Source organism: Ferrovibrio sp. GW821-FHT12E11 (assembly GCF_058806975.1).
In genome coordinates this window covers 348,075-365,765 of sequence record NZ_JBXAQG010000002.1, presented here as the reverse complement: position 1 = coordinate 365,765, position 17,691 = coordinate 348,075, and the positions used below count along the sequence as shown (strand labels likewise).

The following is a 17,691-nucleotide window of genomic DNA, read 5'->3' as shown; positions in this document are numbered from 1 at the left end:
CCTGTTTTCATAACCAGTTTTCCATCAGTGGACCTGAAGACCATGGATACCGAGTTCTACCGCATCAAGCGCCTGCCGCCTTACGTGTTCGAGGAAGTGAACCGTATGAAGGCTGCGGCGCGAGCTCGCGGCGAGGACATCATCGACTTCGGCATGGGCAATCCCGATAACGCCACGCCCCCGCATATCGTGGCCAAGCTGGTGGAGGCCGCGCAGAATCCGCGCGCCCATCGTTATTCCTCCAGCCGCGGCGTGCCGGGTCTGCGCAAGGCGCTGTCGAATTATTATGGCCGCCGTTTCGGGGTGGAGCTTGATCCCGAGAAGGAAGCCATCGTCACGCTGGGTTCCAAGGAAGGCCTCGCCAATCTCGCCATGGCGATTTCGGCGCCGGGCGACACCGTGCTGGTGCCGAACCCAAGCTATCCGATGCATGCCTTCGGCTTCGTCATTGCCGGTGCCAATGTGCGCTCGGTCGCCATCGGCCCGGGTATCGATTTCATCGCCGGTCTTGATCGCGCCTATCAGCACAGCGTGCCCAAGCCGATCGCGCTGATCGTCAGCTTCCCAGCCAATCCTACCGCGATGACCGTCGATCTCAGCTTCTATGAGGAGATCGTCGACTTCGCCAAGAAGCGCAACATGTGGGTGATTTCCGATCTGGCCTATTCGGAAATCTACTTCGACGGCAATCCGCCGCCTTCGATCCTGCAGGTGAAGGGCGCGCGCGATGTCGCCATCGAATTCACCTCATTGTCAAAGACCTACAACATGCCAGGCTGGCGTATCGGTTTCGGCGCCGGCAATGCCACGCTGGTCGGTGCCCTGGCGCGGGTGAAGTCCTACCTCGATTACGGCGCCTTCACGCCGATCCAGGTGGCGGCCAGTGCGGCGCTGAACGGCCCGCAGGACTGCGTGGAGGAAATCCGTCAGACCTACAAGTCACGCCGCGATGTGCTGGTGAAGGGCCTGAATGCTGCCGGCTGGAATATCCCGCTGCCGAATGCGTCGATGTTCTGCTGGGCACCGATCCCGGAGCGCTATTCGCATCTGGGCTCAGTCGAGTTCTCCAAGCTGCTGCTGCGCGAGGCCGAAGTGGCGGTGGCGCCCGGCATCGGCTTTGGCGAGCATGGCGATAATTTCGTGCGTCTGGCCTTTGTCGAGAACGAGCATCGCACCCGCCAGGCGGTGAAGAACATCAAGCGGCTGCTCGGTTCGCCGTCCAATCTTGCGGATGAGAAGGCGGCGGCGAATGGCTAAAGTATACAAGACAGCGCCGGCGCCGCTGAAAGTCGGCATCGCCGGTCTGGGTGTGGTGGGGGCCGGCGTGCTGCGCCTGCTGCATCAGCATGGCGATGCGCTGGCAGCCCGCACCGGCCGCAAGATCAAGGTGGTGGCGGTTTCGGCGCGCGACAAGCGCAAGAAGCGCGACATTCCGAAAGGCGACTGGCGCTGGTATGCCAAGGCAATTGACCTGGCCGGCGATCCCGATGTCGATGTCGTGGTCGAACTGATCGGCGGCGCTGACGGTGTCGCCCGCACCCTGGTCGAGGCTGCGTTGAAGGCCGGCAAGGGCGTGGTCACCGCCAACAAGGCGATGCTGGCCATGTATGGCGACAGGATCGCGGCGCTGGCCGAGACCAAAGCCGCGCCACTGGGTTTCGAAGCCGCCGTCGCCGGCGGCATCCCGATCCTGAAAGCGCTGCGCGAAGGCCTGATCGGCAACCGCGTGCAGGGCATCACGGGCATCCTGAATGGCACCTGCAATTACATCCTGACCGAGATGCGCGAAACCGGGCGCGATTTCCGCGACGTGCTGAAGGAAGCCCAGCAGATGGGCTATGCCGAGGCCGATCCGAGTTTCGATGTCGATGGCGTCGATGCCGCGCACAAGCTGGCGGTGCTGACCTCGCTGGCCTTCAATACCAAGGTCGATTTCAAGGCCGTGCATGTGGAAGGCATCCGCAATGTCTCGGCTGTCGATATCGCCTTTGCCAAGGAATTCGGCTACCGCATCAAGCTGCTGGCGATTGCCCGTCGCACGACCAAGGGCGTGGAGCAGCGCGTGCATCCCTGCATGGTGCCGGCCAATACGCCGATTGCCCATGTGGATGGCGTGTTCAACGCCGTGGCTGCCGAGGGCGACTATGTCGGCCGTGTGATGTTCGAGGGTCGTGGCGCCGGCAGCAACCCGACCGCATCGGCCGTCGTGGCCGATCTGGCCGATATTGCCGCGGGCCGTTCGGCGCCGGCTTTTGGCGTGCCGGCAGCCAAGCTGCAGAGTCTGAAACCTGCCGCCATGGCCGATCATGTCGGTCGTTATTACATTCGCCTGATCGTGCGCGACCAGCCGGGTGTGCTGGCCGATGTGTCGGCTGTATTGCGGGATGAAAAGATCTCCATCGAGAGCCTGGTGCAGCGTGGCCGCTCGGAGGCCGAAAACCAGCCTGTCGCCGTGATGCTGATCAGCCACGAAGCGCGTGAGGCCGACATGACCCGCGCGATGAAGAAAATCGGCAAACTGCGGTCGGTGCTGCAGCCGCCGGCGCTGATCCGTATCGAACCGCTCTGACGCATCGGGATTTGCCATGGCCGCGACCAAAACGGGCAGCGTGAAAAGCAAGGCCAAAACGGACAAGGCGACCGCAAGTGCCGCCAGCCTTTCGGTTGAACGCAATCTCACGCTTGAAGTGGTGCGGGTGACCGAAGCTGCCGCTATTGCTGCCGCCCGGCTGACCGGTCTGGGCGATGAGATGGCGGCCGACCAGGCGGCTGTCGATGCCATGCGCACGGCGCTGAACGATCTGGATATCGACGGCACCATTGTGATCGGCGAGGGTGAGCGCGACGAAGCGCCGATGCTGTATATCGGCGAGAAGGTCGGTACCGGGAAGGGGGCGCGGATCGATATCGCGCTCGATCCGCTTGAAGGCACGTCGATCACCGCCAAGGGCGGCAGCAATGCGCTCTGTGTGATTGCCTTTGCCAATGCCGGCTGTTTCCTCAATGCGCCCGATGTCTACATGGACAAGATTGCGGTTGGCGGCGGGCTCACCGACGGTGTGGTCGATCTCGATTACACGCCGGCTGAAAATCTGAAACGCCTGGCCGATGCCAAGGGTATCGCGGTTTCCGAACTGACCGTCTGCATCCTCGACCGACCGCGTCATATGGACCTGATCCAGCAGGTGCGGGCTACCGGCGCCCGCGTCTCGCTGATTTCTGATGGCGACGTGGCCGGCATCATCGCCACCACCGACCCGGCCACGGGGATTGATATCTACATGGGCTCGGGTGGCGCGCCGGAGGGCGTGCTGGCGGCGGCGGCGCTGCGTTGCATTGGTGGTCAGATGCAGGCCCGTCTGACCTTCCGCAACGAAGACGAACGCAATCGCGCCCGGCGTCTGGGGATTGAGAAGCTGGATCGCAAATATAGCCTCACCGACCTGGCATCCGGCGATGTGATTTTTTCTGCGACCGGCGTCACCGATGGCTCGATGCTGCATGGCGTGAAACGTGTCCCGGGCGGCTTCAAGGTCAACTCCATCGTCATGCGTTCGCAGACCGGCACCATTCGTCGCATCGAAGCCGTCATTCGTCCGCTCACACCGGCCTGAGCTATGCTGGCTGACAGCGGGCCGGCTTTTCTGGGCGTCGCACGGTCTGTGCAGGGCCGCCGCTGGCGCCTGCGCAACAGTGACGAGCGGCTGGCGCTGGCACTGGCGCAGCAGGCCGGCCTGCCGGAAATCCTCGGGCGCGTGCTGGCCGGGCGCGGCATCGCGCTGGAGGAGCTGGAAGATCATCTCAATCCGTCGCTCCGTCGCCTGCTGCCCGATCCCTCCCGCTTCCATGACATGGATGTCGCGGCCGAACGGCTGGCGGATGCGATCATCAAGGGCGAGAAGGTGGCGGTGTTCGGCGATTACGATGTCGATGGCGCGACATCGACGGCCTTGCTGAACCGCTTTTTCCGCGCCATCGGCCGCGACCTGCAGGTCTATATCCCGGATCGCCTGAAAGAGGGCTATGGCCCCAATGCCCCCGCCCTGCGCAAGCTGCGGCAGGAGGGCGTCGCCGTGGTCATCACGGTGGATTGCGGCACACTGGCTTTCGCGCCGCTGGAAGACGCGGCCTCGGTCGGCCTTGACGTGATTGTGGTCGACCACCACCTGGCCGAACCGGAGCTGCCAAAAGCCGTTGCGGTCATCAACCCCAACAGGCTGGACGAGGCGCCGGGCTTCGGCCAGCTCGCGGCCGTCGGCGTCGCCTTCCTGTTCATGGTGGCGATCAACCGCCGCCTGCGCGCGCGCGGCTACTACAACACCGACCGTCCCGAACCGAATCTGCTCGGCTGGCTCGATCTGGTGGCGCTGGGCACGGTCTGCGATGTCGTGCCGCTCACTGGTTTGAACCGTGCCCTGGTCGGGCAGGGACTGAAGATTCTGCGTGGCCGCAGCAATGCCGGCCTGGCGGCGCTTGCCGATGTCGCCGGCGTCAACGAGCCGCCGGGCGCTTATCATCTCGGCTTTCTGCTGGGGCCGCGGGTCAATGCGGGCGGCCGCGTCGGTCAGGCCGATCTGGGCACCCGGCTGCTCTCCACCGACGATGTGCGGCTCGCTACGCAGATGGCGGCCGAACTCGACCGCTACAACCGCGAGCGCCAGGAAATCGAGGCCGGTGTCCTCACGGAGGCCATGGACGAACTCGACCATGTGCCCGAGACGGCGGCGCTGGCATTGGTGGCGCGGCAGGGCTGGCATCCGGGCGTGATCGGCATTGTCGCCGCCCGTGTGCGCGAAGCCTCGGGTCGTCCGAGCTTTGTCATCGCACTGGACGAGAATGGTATCGGCAAGGGCTCGGGCCGTTCGATACCGGGCGTCGATCTCGGCGCTGCCGTGGTGGCGGCCGGACAGGCCGGGTTACTGCTCAACGGTGGTGGCCATGCCATGGCCGCGGGCCTGACGGTGGAAACGGCGAAGCTGAACGAGCTGAAGGCCTTCCTGAACGAACGGCTGGCGGCGGCGGTGGAGAAGGCCGGCGCCTCGGCGTCGATGGGCTTCGATGGGGCTCTGGGCGTCGGCGGCGCCAATGCCGAGCTCTACGACAAGCTGGAACAGCTCGGCCCCTATGGCTCGGGCAATCCGGAACCGCGCTTTGCCCTGGCCGGTGCGCGCGTCATCACCGCCGATGTGGTGGGCGAGAAGCATGTGCGCTGCCTGCTGGCTTCGGGCGATGGCAGCGGACCGCGCCTGCGTGCCATAGCCTTCCGCAGCGTCGAGGGCGAGCTGGGTCCGGCTTTGCTGCAGGCGCGCCAGACCGGCTCGGCCCTGCATGTGGGCGGCCATCTGCGCGCCGATCATTGGCGTGGCGAACGCCGGGTGCAGTTCGTGCTGGAGGATGCGGCGCAGCCTGGCTGAAACGTCAGGGATTCGGCTCGACCGGCGGCGGAACAATTCCGCGCAGCCGTTCGCGATGCAGCACATACAAGCCGCTGGCCACGATCAGCAGGATGCCGCCAGCGGCCAGTTCGTTGGGCACATCGCCCCAGACCAGATAACCGATCAGCAGGGCCCAAAGCAGGCCGGTATAGCGTAGCGGCACGATCACCGGAACTTCGGCGTGACGGAAGGCGTCGACCGCGAGCTGATAGCCGGCCGCGATAAAGACTGCGGCGATGCTGAGCAACAGGGTTTCGTACCAGCCCATCGCCACCCAGCCTTCGACTAGCGCCAGCAGGGATGCCACGACAGCCATCATGCTGACATTGGCCAGGGTGATGATCACGTTCGGAATGGCGGCATCGATGCGGCGGGTCACCAGGTCGCGGACCACAATGCAGCAGACGGCGGCGATCGCCAGAATGGAATAGCCATTGAAGCTGCCGGCGCTGGGCTGCACGACCAGCAGAACGCCGATGAAGCCGACAATGACCGCGCACCAGCGTCGCCAGCCCACGGATTCATGCAGCATCAACGCCACGACGGCGGTCATCATCAGGGGCGAAGCCATGTTGATCGCCATCATGTTGCCGATAGGCATATGGAACAGGGCAAACATGTAGAGGTAACTGCCGACCAGATCGGTGCTGCTGCGGATCAACACCCGGCGGTCGAGTAGTCTGCCCATCTGGCGTGTGGCGCCGACAGCATGGGCGATCCCCAGAATCAGGACCATGGCGACAAGGCCGCGCACGGCCATGATCTGGCTGGCCGGCACGGTGGCATAGACCAGCTTGCACAATGCTTCGTTGATGACAAACAGAACGATCGCTAGCGAAAACGATAGGATGCCCCGGCGATTGCCGGAGCCGAATACCCGATTGTACAACATGATATCCGTACGGGAGGGCTAGCGCTTCTGGTCCGGATGAGCATGGATCGGGTCGACCCAGAAGACGTTTTCCGGCTTTTCCACCGGCTCGATATCCAGGTTGACCACCACCGGGTCCTGGCCCGAACGCACCAGCACGCATTCCAGAGTCTCGTCGGTGCTGGCATTGATTTCCTGGTGCGGCACATAGGGCGGGATGAAAATGAAATCACCCGGTCCGGCTTCGGCCGTGAATTCCAGATGCTCGCCCCAGCGCATGCGCGCCTTGCCCTTCACCACGTAGATCACGCTTTCCAGATCGCCATGGTGATGCGCGCCGGTCTTGGCATCGGCATGGATATGCACGGTACCGGCCCAGATCTTCTGGGCGCCGGCGCGGGCGAAGTTGATCGCGGTGGCGCGGTTCATGCCCGGCGTCTGCGCCGTGTTGGGATCGAGCTGGCTGCTCGGGATCACCTTCACGCCGTCATGTTTCCAGTCGGTGTGGTGGGGGTGATCGTGGCCCATGGCGTCCTCCTGCTGATGGCGAATGGTAGGAGGCTGGCGGACGCCGGGCAAGAGGCGGGCTGTTTATTCTCTGTGACGCGGATCCAGCGCGTCGCGCAGGCCGTCGCCCAGCAGGTTGAACGACAGCACGACGACGAAGATCGAGATGCCGGGATAGATTGCCATCCACGGCGCCTGGGTGAGGAAATCCTTGGCCGAGTTCAGCATGCTGCCCCAGCTTGGCGCCGGAGGCTGCTGGCCCAGGCCAAGGAAAGACAGGCTGGCTTCGGCGATGATGGCAGAGGCGATGGTAAGGGTCGCCTGTACCATCAAGGCCGGCCAGATGTTGGGCAGGATATGCCGGAAGGCAATACGCAGCGGCGAATTGCCCACGGCGCGCGCCGCCTCGATGTAATCCTCCACGCGCACCGCCTGCACCTGCGCACGGGTCAGGCGCACGAAGATCGGTGTCGCCGAAATGCCGATAGCGATCATGGCGTTGGTCAGGCTGGGGCCGAGGAAGGCCGCCAGCGCGATGGCCAGGATCAGGAAGGGCACAGCCAGCATGGCATCGGTGATGCGCATCAGCACGCCATCCACGAGACCGCCGGCATACCCTGACAGCAGCCCGACCGGAATGCCGATGGCCAGTGCGATGGCGACCGAGAGTACGCCGGCCAGCAGCGAGGCCCGGGCGCCGAAGATCACCCGCGACAGCACGTCGCGGCCGAGTTCGTCGCCGCCGAACCAGTTCTCCAGCGTCGGTGCGCCGCGTACAGCCCCCCAGTTGGCCTCGATGGGATCGTAAGGCGCGATCAGCGGCGCGAAGACAGCGCCAGCAACGAACAGCAGGACGACAACAAGGCCGACTACGGCGCCCCTGCGTCGCAACAGGCGACGGAAGGCGCGCTGTGCCGGGCTTTGTTCGACGGCCGGCTTGGCGGCGGGAGAGGCGAGGGCCATATCGGTCATGCGCGCAGCCTCGGATTCACGAGGAAATAGGCCACATCGGCCAACAGGTTCAGCACGATATAGGCGGTGGCGGTGCAGAGCACGACGCCCTGGACCACGGCATAGTCGCGATTGAACACCGCATCGACGATCAGTTTGCCGAAGCCGGGAATGGAGAAAATCTGCTCGGTCAGTACCGCCCCCGAAAGCAGCTGGCCGAATTCCAGCGCGCCGAGCGTGATCACCGGCACCGCGGCATTACGGAAGGCATGCTTGCCGATCACCACGCGCTCGAACAGGCCCTTGGCGCGGGCGGTGCGGATATAGTCGCTGGCCAGCACCTGCAGCATGGCGCTGCGGGTATGGCGCATGAAGACGGCGGCGATGCCGGTGCCGAGCACGAAGGCCGGCATGATCATTGCGACCAGATTGGCGCCAAGATCTTCACCGGGACTGACATAGCCCGAGGCCGGCAGCCAGCCGAGTTCGACCGAGAAAAACAAGATCATCATGATGCCGAGCCAGAAATTCGGCGTCGACAGACCCCAGAGGCCGACGATATTGGCGACATAGTCGGGCCAGCGGCCATTGTGGAGCGCGGAAATGACACCGGCGGGCAAGCCGATGGCCAGCGCCACCAGCATGGCGAGGATGGCAAGCTCCACGGTCACCGGCAGTTTTTCCACCAGCAGCTGGCTCACCGGCATCTGGATGCGGATGGATTCGCCAAAATCGCCCTGCAGCACGCCGCTAATCCACAGCCAGTATTGCACCGGCAATGGCTTGTCGAGATTGTACTTGGCCCGCACTTCGGCAATCGCCTGCGGATCGCGTTCCTCGCCGGCCATGGCAATGGCCGGATCGCCGGGCAGCAACTGCTGCAGCCCGAAAATGATGATCGACACGAACAGCAGTGTCGGCAGCAGGATGGCGATACGCCGGAACAGGAAGCGGGTCATGGGGCCTTGCTGGGAAGAAGGGACCGCACCCGGGTGGGCGCGGCCCCGTTACGATCAACCGTTCTTCATGCCGGTGAAGCGGATCAGGCCGTCCGGATATTCCTTGAATCCGGTCAGCTTGGGCGCGTAGGCCCAGAGCCACTTGCGATGCAGCAGATAGATGATCGGCCGCTCGGCATTGACGATCTTCACGGCTTTCTCCCAGGCCGTGCGGCGCTGGGCAATATCGGTGGTCAGACGTGAATCGTTGAGGATTTCGTCCAGCGCCGGATTGCACAGGCCGGAATAGTTGAGCGGCTGGTTGCAGGCATGGAAGCTGTACAGGTTGCCGTCCGGATCGGGACGACCGCTCCAGGCCAGGATATAAGCCTCGAAGTCGCCCTTATCGGCCATGTTCAGCGAGGTGGCGAATTCAGTCGCCTGAATGCGCACATCGAAGCCGGCCTCCTTCGCCATCGCCTGCACCACCTGGGCGATGTTGCGGGCGTCCGTCGTGGTGGGCGTCACCAGATTGACCACGGGGTTCGGATTGCCGGCTTCCTTCAGCAGCTGCTTTGCCTTGGCCACATCGCGCTTGGGCACCGGCACCGACTTGGTGTAGTTGGCGTTGGTCGGTGCAACCCACTGGTTGCCCGGCGTGGAAAGGCCGTCGAACACCACCTGGTTGATGCCGTTGCGGTCGATGGAAAGCTCCAGCGCCTCGCGGATTTTCTGGCTCGAACCGATCGGCGACTTCGCCTTGTCGCTTTTGCCGATATTGATGGTGATGCCGTAGTAGCCGATTTCGGTGATCTGGCCCGACTTCAGCTTCTTGTCCTTTTGCACATCCTTGAAGTCGGTGCCGGCGAGGCGCTCGATCAGGTCGAGCTGGCCCGACCGCAGGTTGGCCAGGCGCACGGTGGCGTCGATGAAGGGGCGGAACTCGATGCGCGACAGATGCACATTAGCCTTGTTCCAGTAGCCGTCATATTTCTCGACCACGATGCGGTCCTGGGCAACGCGCTCGACGAACTTGAACGGGCCGGCGCAGACCGGCGCGGTGGCGAACTTGTCACCCAGTGCCTTGCCGGCCTTCGGCGAGATCATCATGCCGGCGCGGTCGGTCAGCGTGGCCAGCAGCGGTGCAAACGGCGCCTGGGTATTGATCTTCACGGTCAGCGGATCGACCACGTCGACAGTGGTGACGGCCGACAGTTCGCCACGGCGCTGCGAACCCTGCAGGGTCTTGTGGCGCTCGATGTTGTACTTCACCGCTTCGGCATCGAACTTCTCGCCGTCATGGAAGGTCACGCCGGGACGCAGCTTCATGGTCAGCGCCTTGTTATCGGCCGACCAGCTCCATTCGGTGGCGAGCTGCGGTACGACTTTCAGATCTGGGTCGATATCCACCAGCTTGTCGCACAGCGCCGAGAAGACGATGCGGCTGACGAAGGTGCGGGCCAGCGTTGGATCGAGAGCGTCGGGGTCTTCGGCGAGGCCGAATTTCAGGGTCTGGGCGGCAGCGGGCATGGCAACCGCGACAAGTGCGGCGGCCAGCATGGCGAAGGTGGTCTGTCTTAACATGGTCGGCATCTCCCCTGTGTGAATGACTTAGATTGCAGATGAGGTCACGAAACGGGCCTGCAGGCGCGCCAGTCGCTCGGCGCCGGCGCTGCCACCTTCCACGGGCAACGGGGCGGCAACCGGCAGTTCGCGCCAGCGGTGACAGGCCACCGTATGGCCATCGATATTTTCCATCGAAGGAATGCTGCTGCGGCACAGATCGACGGCAAAGGGACAGCGCGTATGGAAACGGCAGCCGGCCGGAGGGTCGATCGGGCTGGGCACGTCGCCGGTCAGGATCACGCGCTGACGCACGGCATTGGGCTGCGGCACCGGAATAGCGGAGAGCAATGCGCGGGTATAGGGATGTCGCGGATTGGTGAAGAGTTCTGTGGTCGTCGCCACCTCGACAATCCGGCCGAGATACATCACGGCAATGCGCTGGGCGATATGCCGGACCACCGCCAGGTCATGGGCGATAAAGATCATGGCAATGCCCAGCCGCGCTTGCAGATCCTTCATCAGGTTCAGCACCTGGGCCTGCACAGAGACATCCAGCGCCGAGACGGCTTCGTCGGCGACAATCAGATTCGGCTCGACAGCCAATGCGCGGGCGATGCCGACGCGCTGGCGCTGGCCGCCGGAAAATTCATGCGGATAGCGCCGGGCATGGGCCGGGCGCAGACCGACCAGCTCCAGCAGCTCTTCCACCCGGGCTTTGCGCTTTGCCGGCGGCAGCAGGCCGTGCAGCATCAGCGGCTCGGCGAGAATGTCGCCCACGGTCATGCGCGGATTGAGAGAGGCGTAGGGGTCCTGGAAAACCAGCTGCATTTCGCGGCGCAGATCCCGGAGCGCTGTTCCCTGCAGTCTGGTGATGTCGCGGCCGTCGAACATGATCTGCCCGGCGGTCGGATCGATCAGGCGCAGCACCAGGCGGCCGGTGGTGGATTTGCCGCAGCCGCTTTCGCCCACCAGGCTCAGCGTCTCGCCCGGCTTCAATGTGAAATCGACATCGTCGACGGCACTGACATAGCTGGTCGGCCGACCGAACCAGTTGGTTCGTGCGGTGAAATGCTTGGTCAGGCCGCGGACCTCGAGGAGATTGCTCATAGCAGCGGCGCCTTCCAGCAGGCCACGGCATGACCGGCCACGATATTGCGAAGCTCCGGCGCTTCAGCGCGGCATTGCGCTTCGACAAAGGGGCAGCGCGGGCTGAAACGGCAGCCTGCTGGCGGGTTGAGCGGGTCTGGCACACTGCCTTCGATGGCGGCCAGCCGCTCTTTGGTGTGATCGAGGCGCGGGATCGAGCCGAGCAGGCCGATGGTGTAGGGGTGCTGCGGTGTATCGAACAGCTGCTCCACCGGCGCCTGTTCGACGATGCGGCCGGCATACATCACCGCCACATGATCGGCCATTTCGGCAATCACGCCCATGTCGTGGCTGATCAGCATGATTGCCGTGCCCAGATCGCGCTGCAGTTCGCGCAGCAGATCGAGAATCTGTGCCTGCACCGTCACATCCAGCGCTGTGGTCGGCTCGTCGGCAATCAGCAGCTCGGGCCCGCAGGCCAGCGCCATGGCGATCATGGCGCGCTGGCGCATACCGCCCGACAGCTGATGCGGATAATCATCCACGCGCTTTTCCGGCGCCGGGATGTTCACCTTGCGCAGCATGGCGATGGTCGCCTCACGCGCGTCTGTCTGGTTCAGGCCCTTATGCCGGATCAGGCCTTCCATGATCTGGTCGCCAATGGTAAAGGCCGGGTTGAGCGAGGTCATCGGCTCCTGGAAGATCATGGCCAGGCGATTGCCGCGCAGATCGCGCATGGCATCCTTGTCGATCTCGCGCAGGTCCATGCCACCGAAGCGGATGCTGCCGCTGGCAATACGGGCGCCACGATTGGGCAGCAGGCCCATGACGGTCAAGGAGGTGACCGACTTGCCGCAGCCCGACTCACCCACAATGCCCAGCGTCTTGCCGCTGTCGACGCTGAAGGAGACGCCATCGACGGCGCGAAACTCGCCGCCATCGGAGGAGAAAAAGGTTCGCAGGTCGTCGACTTCGAGCAGAGCCATCAGGGCTGCCCCGTCTGCTGGCGTTCCAGGCGCTGGACCTCGGCCTCGATCACGCTGCGGTCCCAGATGCCGCTCGGGTTGTCGCGGGTGGCGAAGAATTTCAGAAAGGCAGCATAGCGGCCCTGGGACACGCCATAGAGCCGGCGCAGCTCGGCCAGCGGCTCGTCGTGATCGTCGACCCGCAGACTCAGTGCCGGATAGTCTTCAGCGGTGTGGATCAGCAACGCGGCGGACTGCTTGCCGCGCTTGTCGCCGCCTTCCGCCTGGCCCGCATCCAGTGCGTCGAGCAGGCGTTCGGCAAAGGGTTTCGCGCTGGCCGCAAAACTGGCGAAGGTCGCCTCGACGACGGCCGCACCGGCCAGCATGTTGCCGGCCACCGAGAAATCCTCGCCGGTCTTGTGGCCGCACCAGCCAATGCAATCGGCGCCGGTATGGGCTGCGGTGCGGCCCGCCCGATCCACCACATGCAGCTGCCGTGCAGACTGGCCGCCATCGGATGACGTCAGCCAACGGACCACGTCTGCGGCCGGCATGTCGTCATCCAGCATGCGCAGGCCGCGCGGCCCGTATGTGGGATTGATCAGGGCCTGGGTGGCGAGAGCGCCGGTGCCGCTTTTCGCATGGGGGCACAGCGCCCCGACGGCGAAGAACTTGGTCGTGACCGCAACGCCGAAGGCGCCAGTGGCTGGATCGCGGGCGACAATCGACCAGGTCATGGTTCAGCGACCCACCGCATAACCTTGCATACCGCGCGGATTGGCGCCGGCGCGCAGCAGAGTGCCTTCCGGTGTTTCATCGGTGGCAGCGGCACAGAGCCGCCCTTCGGACCAGTCGCCGCCGACTTCAACCTTGTGGCCGCGTGCCTTCAACGCCTCAATGGTTTCTTTCGCAAAACGGCCTTCTAGGCCGAGATGGCCGGGCTTGGCGGCACGCGGATAGAAGGAAGAGGGGAAGTGCTCGCTATGCCAGGCTGGACTGTCGATGGCTTCCTGCAGATTCATGCCGTGATGCGCGATCTTGAGGAACATCTGCGGCGACCACTGGTCCTGCTGGTCGCCACCCGGCGTGCCAAAGGCCAGTGCCGGCTTGCCGTCACGCAACGCCATTGACGGCGACAGCGTGGTGCGCGGCCGTTTGCCGGGCTTGAGCGAATTGGGCAGGCCTTCTTCGAGCCAGAACATCTGCGCGCGCGTGCCGAGGGCGAAGCCGAGTTCGGGGATCACCGGCGAACTCTGCAGCCAGCCGCCCGAGGGTGTGGCCGATACCATGTTGCCCCAGCGGTCGATTACGTCGATGTGGCAGGTGTCGCCGCTGGCCGCACCGCGGCGATTCACGGCGCCATCGCTGCCGGCCAGGCGGCCAACCGTGGGCTCGCCGACACCGACGCCGCCCGCTTCGCCGGCCTTGATGCTGGTCAGCTTCGCGCCCTGGCCTACGGGATCGCCCGGGCGCAACTCCAGCGATGCCATATCGCCAATCAGTTTGCGGCGTTGCGCATTATAGGTGTCTGAGAGAAGCGCAGCCATCGGCACATCGACATGATCGGGATCGCCGTACCAGGCTTCACGATCGGCGAAGGCCAGCTTCGAGGCTTCGACGAGCGTATGAATGAAGTCGGGACCGGCAGGGTCCATCTTGGCGAGATCGAAGCCCTTCAGCAGCGCGAGCTGCTGCAGGAAGGCCGGACCCTGACTCCAGGCGCCGCATTTCGCCACGGTCCAGCCGTGATAATCGTAGGTCAGCGGCTTTTCGACATAGGCCTGCCACTTCGCCATGTCGTTGCCGCTCAGCACGCCACGATGGCGGCGGCCTGAGGCATCCATGGCTTCGGTGCCGGTGCTGAAAGCATCGATGGCTTCGGCGATAAAACCTTCGCGCCAGGCGCTGCGCACGGCATCGATGCGCTGCTCGCGACTGCCGCTGCGCTCGCTACCGATCCTGGCCAGCTTGCGATAGGTTTCGGCCAGAGCTTCCTGGCGGAACAGGGTGTAAGGTTTCGGCAGATCGCCGCCTTTGGTGAGCCAGACAGCCGCTGAACTTTTCCATTCATTGCGGAAGAGATCCTGCACGGTGGCAATGGTGTCGATCACGCGCGGCACCAGCGGGCAGCCCTGGCTGGCGTAATGAATGGCCGGCGCCAGTGCATCGGCAATATCGATGGTGCCGTAGTCGCGCAGCATCAGCAGCCAGCCATCGACGGCGCCGGGCACACAGGGCGCAAGGAGGCCGGAGCCGGGGATGAGATCGAGGCCGAGCGATTTGAAATGCGAGATCGTGGCCTTCTCCGGCGCGGGACCCTGGCCGCAGAGCACGTCGATGCGTTTGGTTTTCGCATTCCACATCAGCGCCGGCAGGTCGCCGCCGGCGCCGTTCAGATGCGGTTCGCACAGATGCAGCGTGAAACCTGCAGTGACTGCGGCGTCGAAGGCATTGCCACCGCGCTCGAGCACGCCCATCGCAACCGAAGAGGCGATCCAGTGTGTGGTGGCGACGACGCCGAAATTGCCCTTGATCTCCGGACGCGTGGTAAAGGCGAAAGGAATCTTTGTCATGGTGCTTTTAAATCCGGAATGCTGAGGCTGCCTGGCTGGCCGAGTGGCGATACGGTCATGCCCTGGTCGTTGTTCATCGCTTTCAGCAGGGCTTCCTGATGCGATGCGATATGCTGCCGCATGACCGACGCGGCGCGCGTGGAATCGCGGGCTGCGATGGCTTCGGCGATCTCGAGATGCTGCTGCGCCGAGCGCATCTTGCCATCGGGCGTGCGTGCGCGGGCACGTGTGCTCTGCCACGAGGCGTCGTAGCGGATCTTGTCGATCACTTCGAACAGGTCGAGAAACAGACGGTTGCCGGCCGCTTCGGCCAGCGCGCGATGGAACGCGCTGTCCCAGCGTTCCAGCGTTGCCGGTTCGGTATCGATGCTGGCGGTGGCGACGCGTTCGGCCAGCTTGCGGATCATGGCGATCTGCTCGGCGCTGGCGCGATGGGCCGCAAGCTGCGCGATGCTGGGCTCGATATGCAGGCGCACTTCCATGATCTCGTAGAAATTCGTGCGGCTGGCGAGACGGCTGAGCGTCGGGGCAGAAGAGGAGGGGGCAGGACCAATAAAGGTGCCTTTGCCCTGGCGGCGCCAGATTTTGCCCTCGGCTTCCAGTTCGGACAGCGCCTGACGCACCACGCGGCGGCTGACGCCCAGGCGCGCGGCCAGACTGCGCTCGGTTGGCAGCGGGCTTTCCGGTGCATTGGCCTGCTCCAGCAACAAACGGCGCAGCAGTCCCACCGTGTCGGCGGCGGCATTGCGACGTTGCGGTTGTTTGAGAAGCATGTCGTTCATGCTCTCGAACCTAAAACAAAATGGTTCGGAGCAACAACCATAAATCTTTGTTCTGAATGCCAATTTTCGAGGCGATTTGCTGCCTTTCCCGGCAATTCCGGTCTGAAAATTCGAACCAATATTAAAATTGGTACAAAGCCTAGCTCGGGCGGCGGATGCCAGAATCCGGCATCCAGAAGGGCTGGAACGTCTGCGGAATCTGGCGGGGCAGCGGCTATTGATTTGTGCAGCCGGAGCGGTTACACACCGCGTCGCGCCGGGCAGCCGGTGCAACAGGCCGACCCCATCGTCTAGAGGCCTAGGACGTCACCCTTTCACGGTGAAGACACGGGTTCGACTCCCGTTGGGGTCGCCAGCTTCTCAGCCAGCGACAATCTGCACTTCCATCCCGGCTCATGCGCGTGCGGCGCCATGGCCGCGCCGGTCATTCCGGCGCTGTGGTCTTTGCACAGGGCATCCGTTGATGTCTGCCCCGACATGCATGGCGCTTGTGCGCCGATAGGTGGCTCGCTACGGTTGTTGCAAGACTGGGGATTCGCCGGAGGGGACGAGCATGATGGAGTCGGGACGCGTACTTATCACCGGCGGTGCTGGTTTCCTTGGCTCGCATCTGTGCGAGCGTCTGGTGAAGGACGGCAACGATGTGCTGTGCGTCGATAATTACTTCACCGGTCGTCGCACCAATGTCGAAAGCCTGCTGAAGAATCCGCGCTTTGAAATTATGCGCCACGACGTGACGTTCCCGCTCTACGTCGAGGTCGACAAAATATACAATCTCGCCTGTCCGGCGTCACCGGTCCATTATCAGCACGATCCGGTGCAGACCACGAAAACCAGCGTGCATGGCGCGATTAACATGCTTGGTCTGGCCAAGCGCGTGCGTGCGAAAATCTTCCAGGCATCGACATCCGAAGTCTACGGCGATCCGCAGATTCACCCGCAGACTGAAGAATACTGGGGCCATGTGAATCCGATCGGTCTGCGCTCGTGCTACGACGAAGGCAAGCGTTGCGCCGAGACTCTGTTCTTCGACTACCATCGCCAGCATGGCCTGAAGATCAAGGTGGGGCGTATCTTCAACACCTATGGGCCGCGCATGCATCCCAACGATGGGCGTGTCGTGTCGAACTTCATCGTGCAGGCGCTGAAGGGCAACGACATCACCATCTATGGGGAAGGCAAGCAGACCCGCTCCTTCTGCTATGTCGACGATCTGATCGAAGCCTTCGTGCGTCTGATGGCAACAGGCGACGATGTCACCGGTCCGATCAATCTCGGCAATCCGAAAGAATTCACGATGATCGAGCTGGCCGAGGCCGTCGTGCGCCTCACCGGTTCATCCTCCAAACTGGTCTTCCGTCCGCTTCCCTCGGATGATCCGAAGCAGCGTCAGCCCGATATCAGCAAAGCCAGGCAGCATCTGGGCTGGGAGCCGCGAGTCGCACTTGAAGACGGCCTCAAGGAAACGATCGCGTATTTCCGAAGCATTTTGTGATCTGCAGGCCCATTAGGGATATTTTCCTTTATTTTTACGCCGCTTTACATCCCAAAAGCACTCGATACGCCCGGTTGTGATGTCGGAAGAGCGGGCGGGCTTGGTTGCAAATGCTGCAGCGCAGCATTTCGCGTCACGGTTGGGTGGCGGCCCTCGTCTGGGCTGAACGGCAGCCCTCAGTAACAACTTGGAATAATAAGGTTAATTTGTCTCTGTGACGAGACGATTACGGCCGAAAAGCGCCGCAAATCACCCTGTGGATAACTGCAGTTATCCACAGGGCTTAGGCGAGGGCGATGTACAAAAAATATAGCCCAGCCACCCTGATAAACTCCCGCGTGCATGATTTCGCTTGCGTTGACGCAACAAACTCACTAATCCTATTCGCGCGTACAGAATGTTATTGCGAACCGCTACAGAAAGTGAGCGACGCCATGAGATACCACGCGAAGCAGCATCATGCTGCGCATTCGCTCTATGACGGCAAATCCGGTCGAATCCGCCTGCCTTTCAGCAGAAGTC

The 17,691-nt window shown here is 63.4% G+C and carries 15 protein-coding genes and 1 tRNA gene; 6 read left to right on the top strand and 10 right to left on the bottom strand.

The features are described from left to right. Positions 1 to 42: 42 nt before the first annotated feature. The 4 genes from AC1ROT_RS21905 to recJ are packed head-to-tail and all read left to right on the top strand — an operon-like array spanning position 43 to position 5,414. Positions 43 to 1,257: an LL-diaminopimelate aminotransferase gene (locus tag AC1ROT_RS21905; RefSeq protein WP_492973217.1), complete on the top strand. Its 1,215-nt coding sequence runs from the start codon at positions 43 to 45 to the stop codon at positions 1,255 to 1,257. Beyond that, positions 1,250 to 2,569 (top strand): homoserine dehydrogenase, encoded by a 1,320-nt coding sequence (locus AC1ROT_RS21900; protein ID WP_493001644.1) that lies wholly within the window; start codon positions 1,250 to 1,252, stop codon positions 2,567 to 2,569. The genes AC1ROT_RS21905 and AC1ROT_RS21900 overlap by 8 nt, the downstream gene beginning before the upstream one ends. Positions 2,570 to 2,585: 16 nt before the next feature. Beyond that, the gene (gene glpX / locus AC1ROT_RS21895; protein ID WP_493001642.1) at positions 2,586 to 3,614 is read left to right on the top strand and encodes a class II fructose-bisphosphatase; all 1,029 of its coding nucleotides are present in this window, start codon (positions 2,586 to 2,588) and stop codon (positions 3,612 to 3,614) included. A gap of 3 nt (positions 3,615 to 3,617) precedes the next feature. Then, a complete protein-coding gene (recJ, locus tag AC1ROT_RS21890; RefSeq protein ID WP_493001640.1) occupies positions 3,618 to 5,414 on the top strand; it encodes a single-stranded-DNA-specific exonuclease RecJ in 1,797 nt (598 codons plus the stop codon). A gap of 4 nt (positions 5,415 to 5,418) precedes the next feature. Here recJ and AC1ROT_RS21885 read toward each other — a convergent pair whose 3' ends face one another. The 10 genes from AC1ROT_RS21885 to AC1ROT_RS21840 all read right to left on the bottom strand — a co-directional run bounded on the left by AC1ROT_RS21885 (position 5,419) and on the right by AC1ROT_RS21840 (position 15,665). Next, positions 5,419 to 6,327 (bottom strand): DMT family transporter, encoded by a 909-nt coding sequence (locus AC1ROT_RS21885; RefSeq protein WP_493001638.1) that lies wholly within the window; start codon positions 6,325 to 6,327, stop codon positions 5,419 to 5,421. Between the two features lie 18 nt (positions 6,328 to 6,345). Further along, positions 6,346 to 6,834, bottom strand: a complete 489-nt coding sequence (locus tag AC1ROT_RS21880; protein WP_493001637.1) for a cupin domain-containing protein — start codon at positions 6,832 to 6,834, stop codon at positions 6,346 to 6,348. A gap of 63 nt (positions 6,835 to 6,897) precedes the next feature. Further along, entirely contained in the window at positions 6,898 to 7,785 is an 888-nt protein-coding gene (locus AC1ROT_RS21875) for an ABC transporter permease (protein WP_492973211.1), read from the bottom strand. Further along, positions 7,782 to 8,723, bottom strand: a complete 942-nt coding sequence (locus tag AC1ROT_RS21870; RefSeq protein WP_492973210.1) for an ABC transporter permease — start codon at positions 8,721 to 8,723, stop codon at positions 7,782 to 7,784. The genes AC1ROT_RS21875 and AC1ROT_RS21870 overlap by 4 nt, the downstream gene beginning before the upstream one ends. 54 nt (positions 8,724 to 8,777) lie before the next feature. Then, positions 8,778 to 10,286: an ABC transporter substrate-binding protein gene (locus AC1ROT_RS21865; protein WP_493001635.1), complete on the bottom strand. Its 1,509-nt coding sequence runs from the start codon at positions 10,284 to 10,286 to the stop codon at positions 8,778 to 8,780. Between the two features lie 27 nt (positions 10,287 to 10,313). After that, complete coding sequence (locus tag AC1ROT_RS21860) at positions 10,314 to 11,375, bottom strand: ABC transporter ATP-binding protein (protein ID WP_492973208.1); 1,062 nt, start codon at positions 11,373 to 11,375, stop codon at positions 10,314 to 10,316. Continuing rightward, entirely contained in the window at positions 11,372 to 12,340 is a 969-nt protein-coding gene (locus tag AC1ROT_RS21855) for an ABC transporter ATP-binding protein (RefSeq protein ID WP_492973207.1), read from the bottom strand. Before AC1ROT_RS21855 ends, AC1ROT_RS21860 begins: the two co-directional genes overlap by 4 nt. After that, a complete protein-coding gene (locus AC1ROT_RS21850; RefSeq protein WP_492973206.1) occupies positions 12,340 to 13,056 on the bottom strand; it encodes a DUF1028 domain-containing protein in 717 nt (238 codons plus the stop codon). Before AC1ROT_RS21850 ends, AC1ROT_RS21855 begins: the two co-directional genes overlap by 1 nt. 3 nt (positions 13,057 to 13,059) lie before the next feature. Then, entirely contained in the window at positions 13,060 to 14,892 is a 1,833-nt protein-coding gene (locus tag AC1ROT_RS21845; RefSeq protein WP_493001634.1) for a gamma-glutamyltransferase family protein, read from the bottom strand. Beyond that, a complete protein-coding gene (locus AC1ROT_RS21840) occupies positions 14,889 to 15,665 on the bottom strand; it encodes a FadR/GntR family transcriptional regulator (protein WP_493001633.1) in 777 nt (258 codons plus the stop codon). Before AC1ROT_RS21840 ends, AC1ROT_RS21845 begins: the two co-directional genes overlap by 4 nt. A 288-nt stretch (positions 15,666 to 15,953) precedes the next feature. Here AC1ROT_RS21840 and AC1ROT_RS21835 point away from each other — a divergent pair. Together AC1ROT_RS21835 and AC1ROT_RS21830 are read left to right on the top strand one after the other, a co-directional pair. After that, a tRNA-Glu gene (locus AC1ROT_RS21835) sits at positions 15,954 to 16,029 on the top strand. Between the two features lie 198 nt (positions 16,030 to 16,227). Continuing rightward, entirely contained in the window at positions 16,228 to 17,169 is a 942-nt protein-coding gene (locus tag AC1ROT_RS21830) for a UDP-glucuronic acid decarboxylase family protein (RefSeq protein ID WP_492973203.1), read from the top strand. Positions 17,170 to 17,691: the final 522 nt, after the last annotated feature.

Bases quoted from the DNA above. Each gene is read 5' to 3' on its own strand.
- AC1ROT_RS21905 (WP_492973217.1), top strand. From the start codon at position 43: ATGGATACCGAGTTCTACCGCATCAAGCGCCTGCCGCCTTACGTGTTC.
- AC1ROT_RS21900 (WP_493001644.1), top strand. From the start codon at position 1,250: ATGGCTAAAGTATACAAGACAGCGCCGGCGCCGCTGAAAGTCGGCATC.
- glpX (WP_493001642.1), top strand. From the start codon at position 2,586: ATGGCCGCGACCAAAACGGGCAGCGTGAAAAGCAAGGCCAAAACGGAC.
- recJ (WP_493001640.1), top strand. From the start codon at position 3,618: ATGCTGGCTGACAGCGGGCCGGCTTTTCTGGGCGTCGCACGGTCTGTG.
- AC1ROT_RS21885 (WP_493001638.1), bottom strand. From the start codon at position 6,327: ATGTTGTACAATCGGGTATTCGGCTCCGGCAATCGCCGGGGCATCCTA.
- AC1ROT_RS21880 (WP_493001637.1), bottom strand. From the start codon at position 6,834: ATGGGCCACGATCACCCCCACCACACCGACTGGAAACATGACGGCGTG.
- AC1ROT_RS21875 (WP_492973211.1), bottom strand. From the start codon at position 7,785: ATGACCGATATGGCCCTCGCCTCTCCCGCCGCCAAGCCGGCCGTCGAA.
- AC1ROT_RS21870 (WP_492973210.1), bottom strand. From the start codon at position 8,723: ATGACCCGCTTCCTGTTCCGGCGTATCGCCATCCTGCTGCCGACACTG.
- AC1ROT_RS21865 (WP_493001635.1), bottom strand. From the start codon at position 10,286: ATGTTAAGACAGACCACCTTCGCCATGCTGGCCGCCGCACTTGTCGCG.
- AC1ROT_RS21860 (WP_492973208.1), bottom strand. From the start codon at position 11,375: ATGAGCAATCTCCTCGAGGTCCGCGGCCTGACCAAGCATTTCACCGCA.
- AC1ROT_RS21855 (WP_492973207.1), bottom strand. From the start codon at position 12,340: ATGGCTCTGCTCGAAGTCGACGACCTGCGAACCTTTTTCTCCTCCGAT.
- AC1ROT_RS21850 (WP_492973206.1), bottom strand. From the start codon at position 13,056: ATGACCTGGTCGATTGTCGCCCGCGATCCAGCCACTGGCGCCTTCGGC.
- AC1ROT_RS21845 (WP_493001634.1), bottom strand. From the start codon at position 14,892: ATGACAAAGATTCCTTTCGCCTTTACCACGCGTCCGGAGATCAAGGGC.
- AC1ROT_RS21840 (WP_493001633.1), bottom strand. From the start codon at position 15,665: ATGCTTCTCAAACAACCGCAACGTCGCAATGCCGCCGCCGACACGGTG.
- AC1ROT_RS21830 (WP_492973203.1), top strand. From the start codon at position 16,228: ATGATGGAGTCGGGACGCGTACTTATCACCGGCGGTGCTGGTTTCCTT.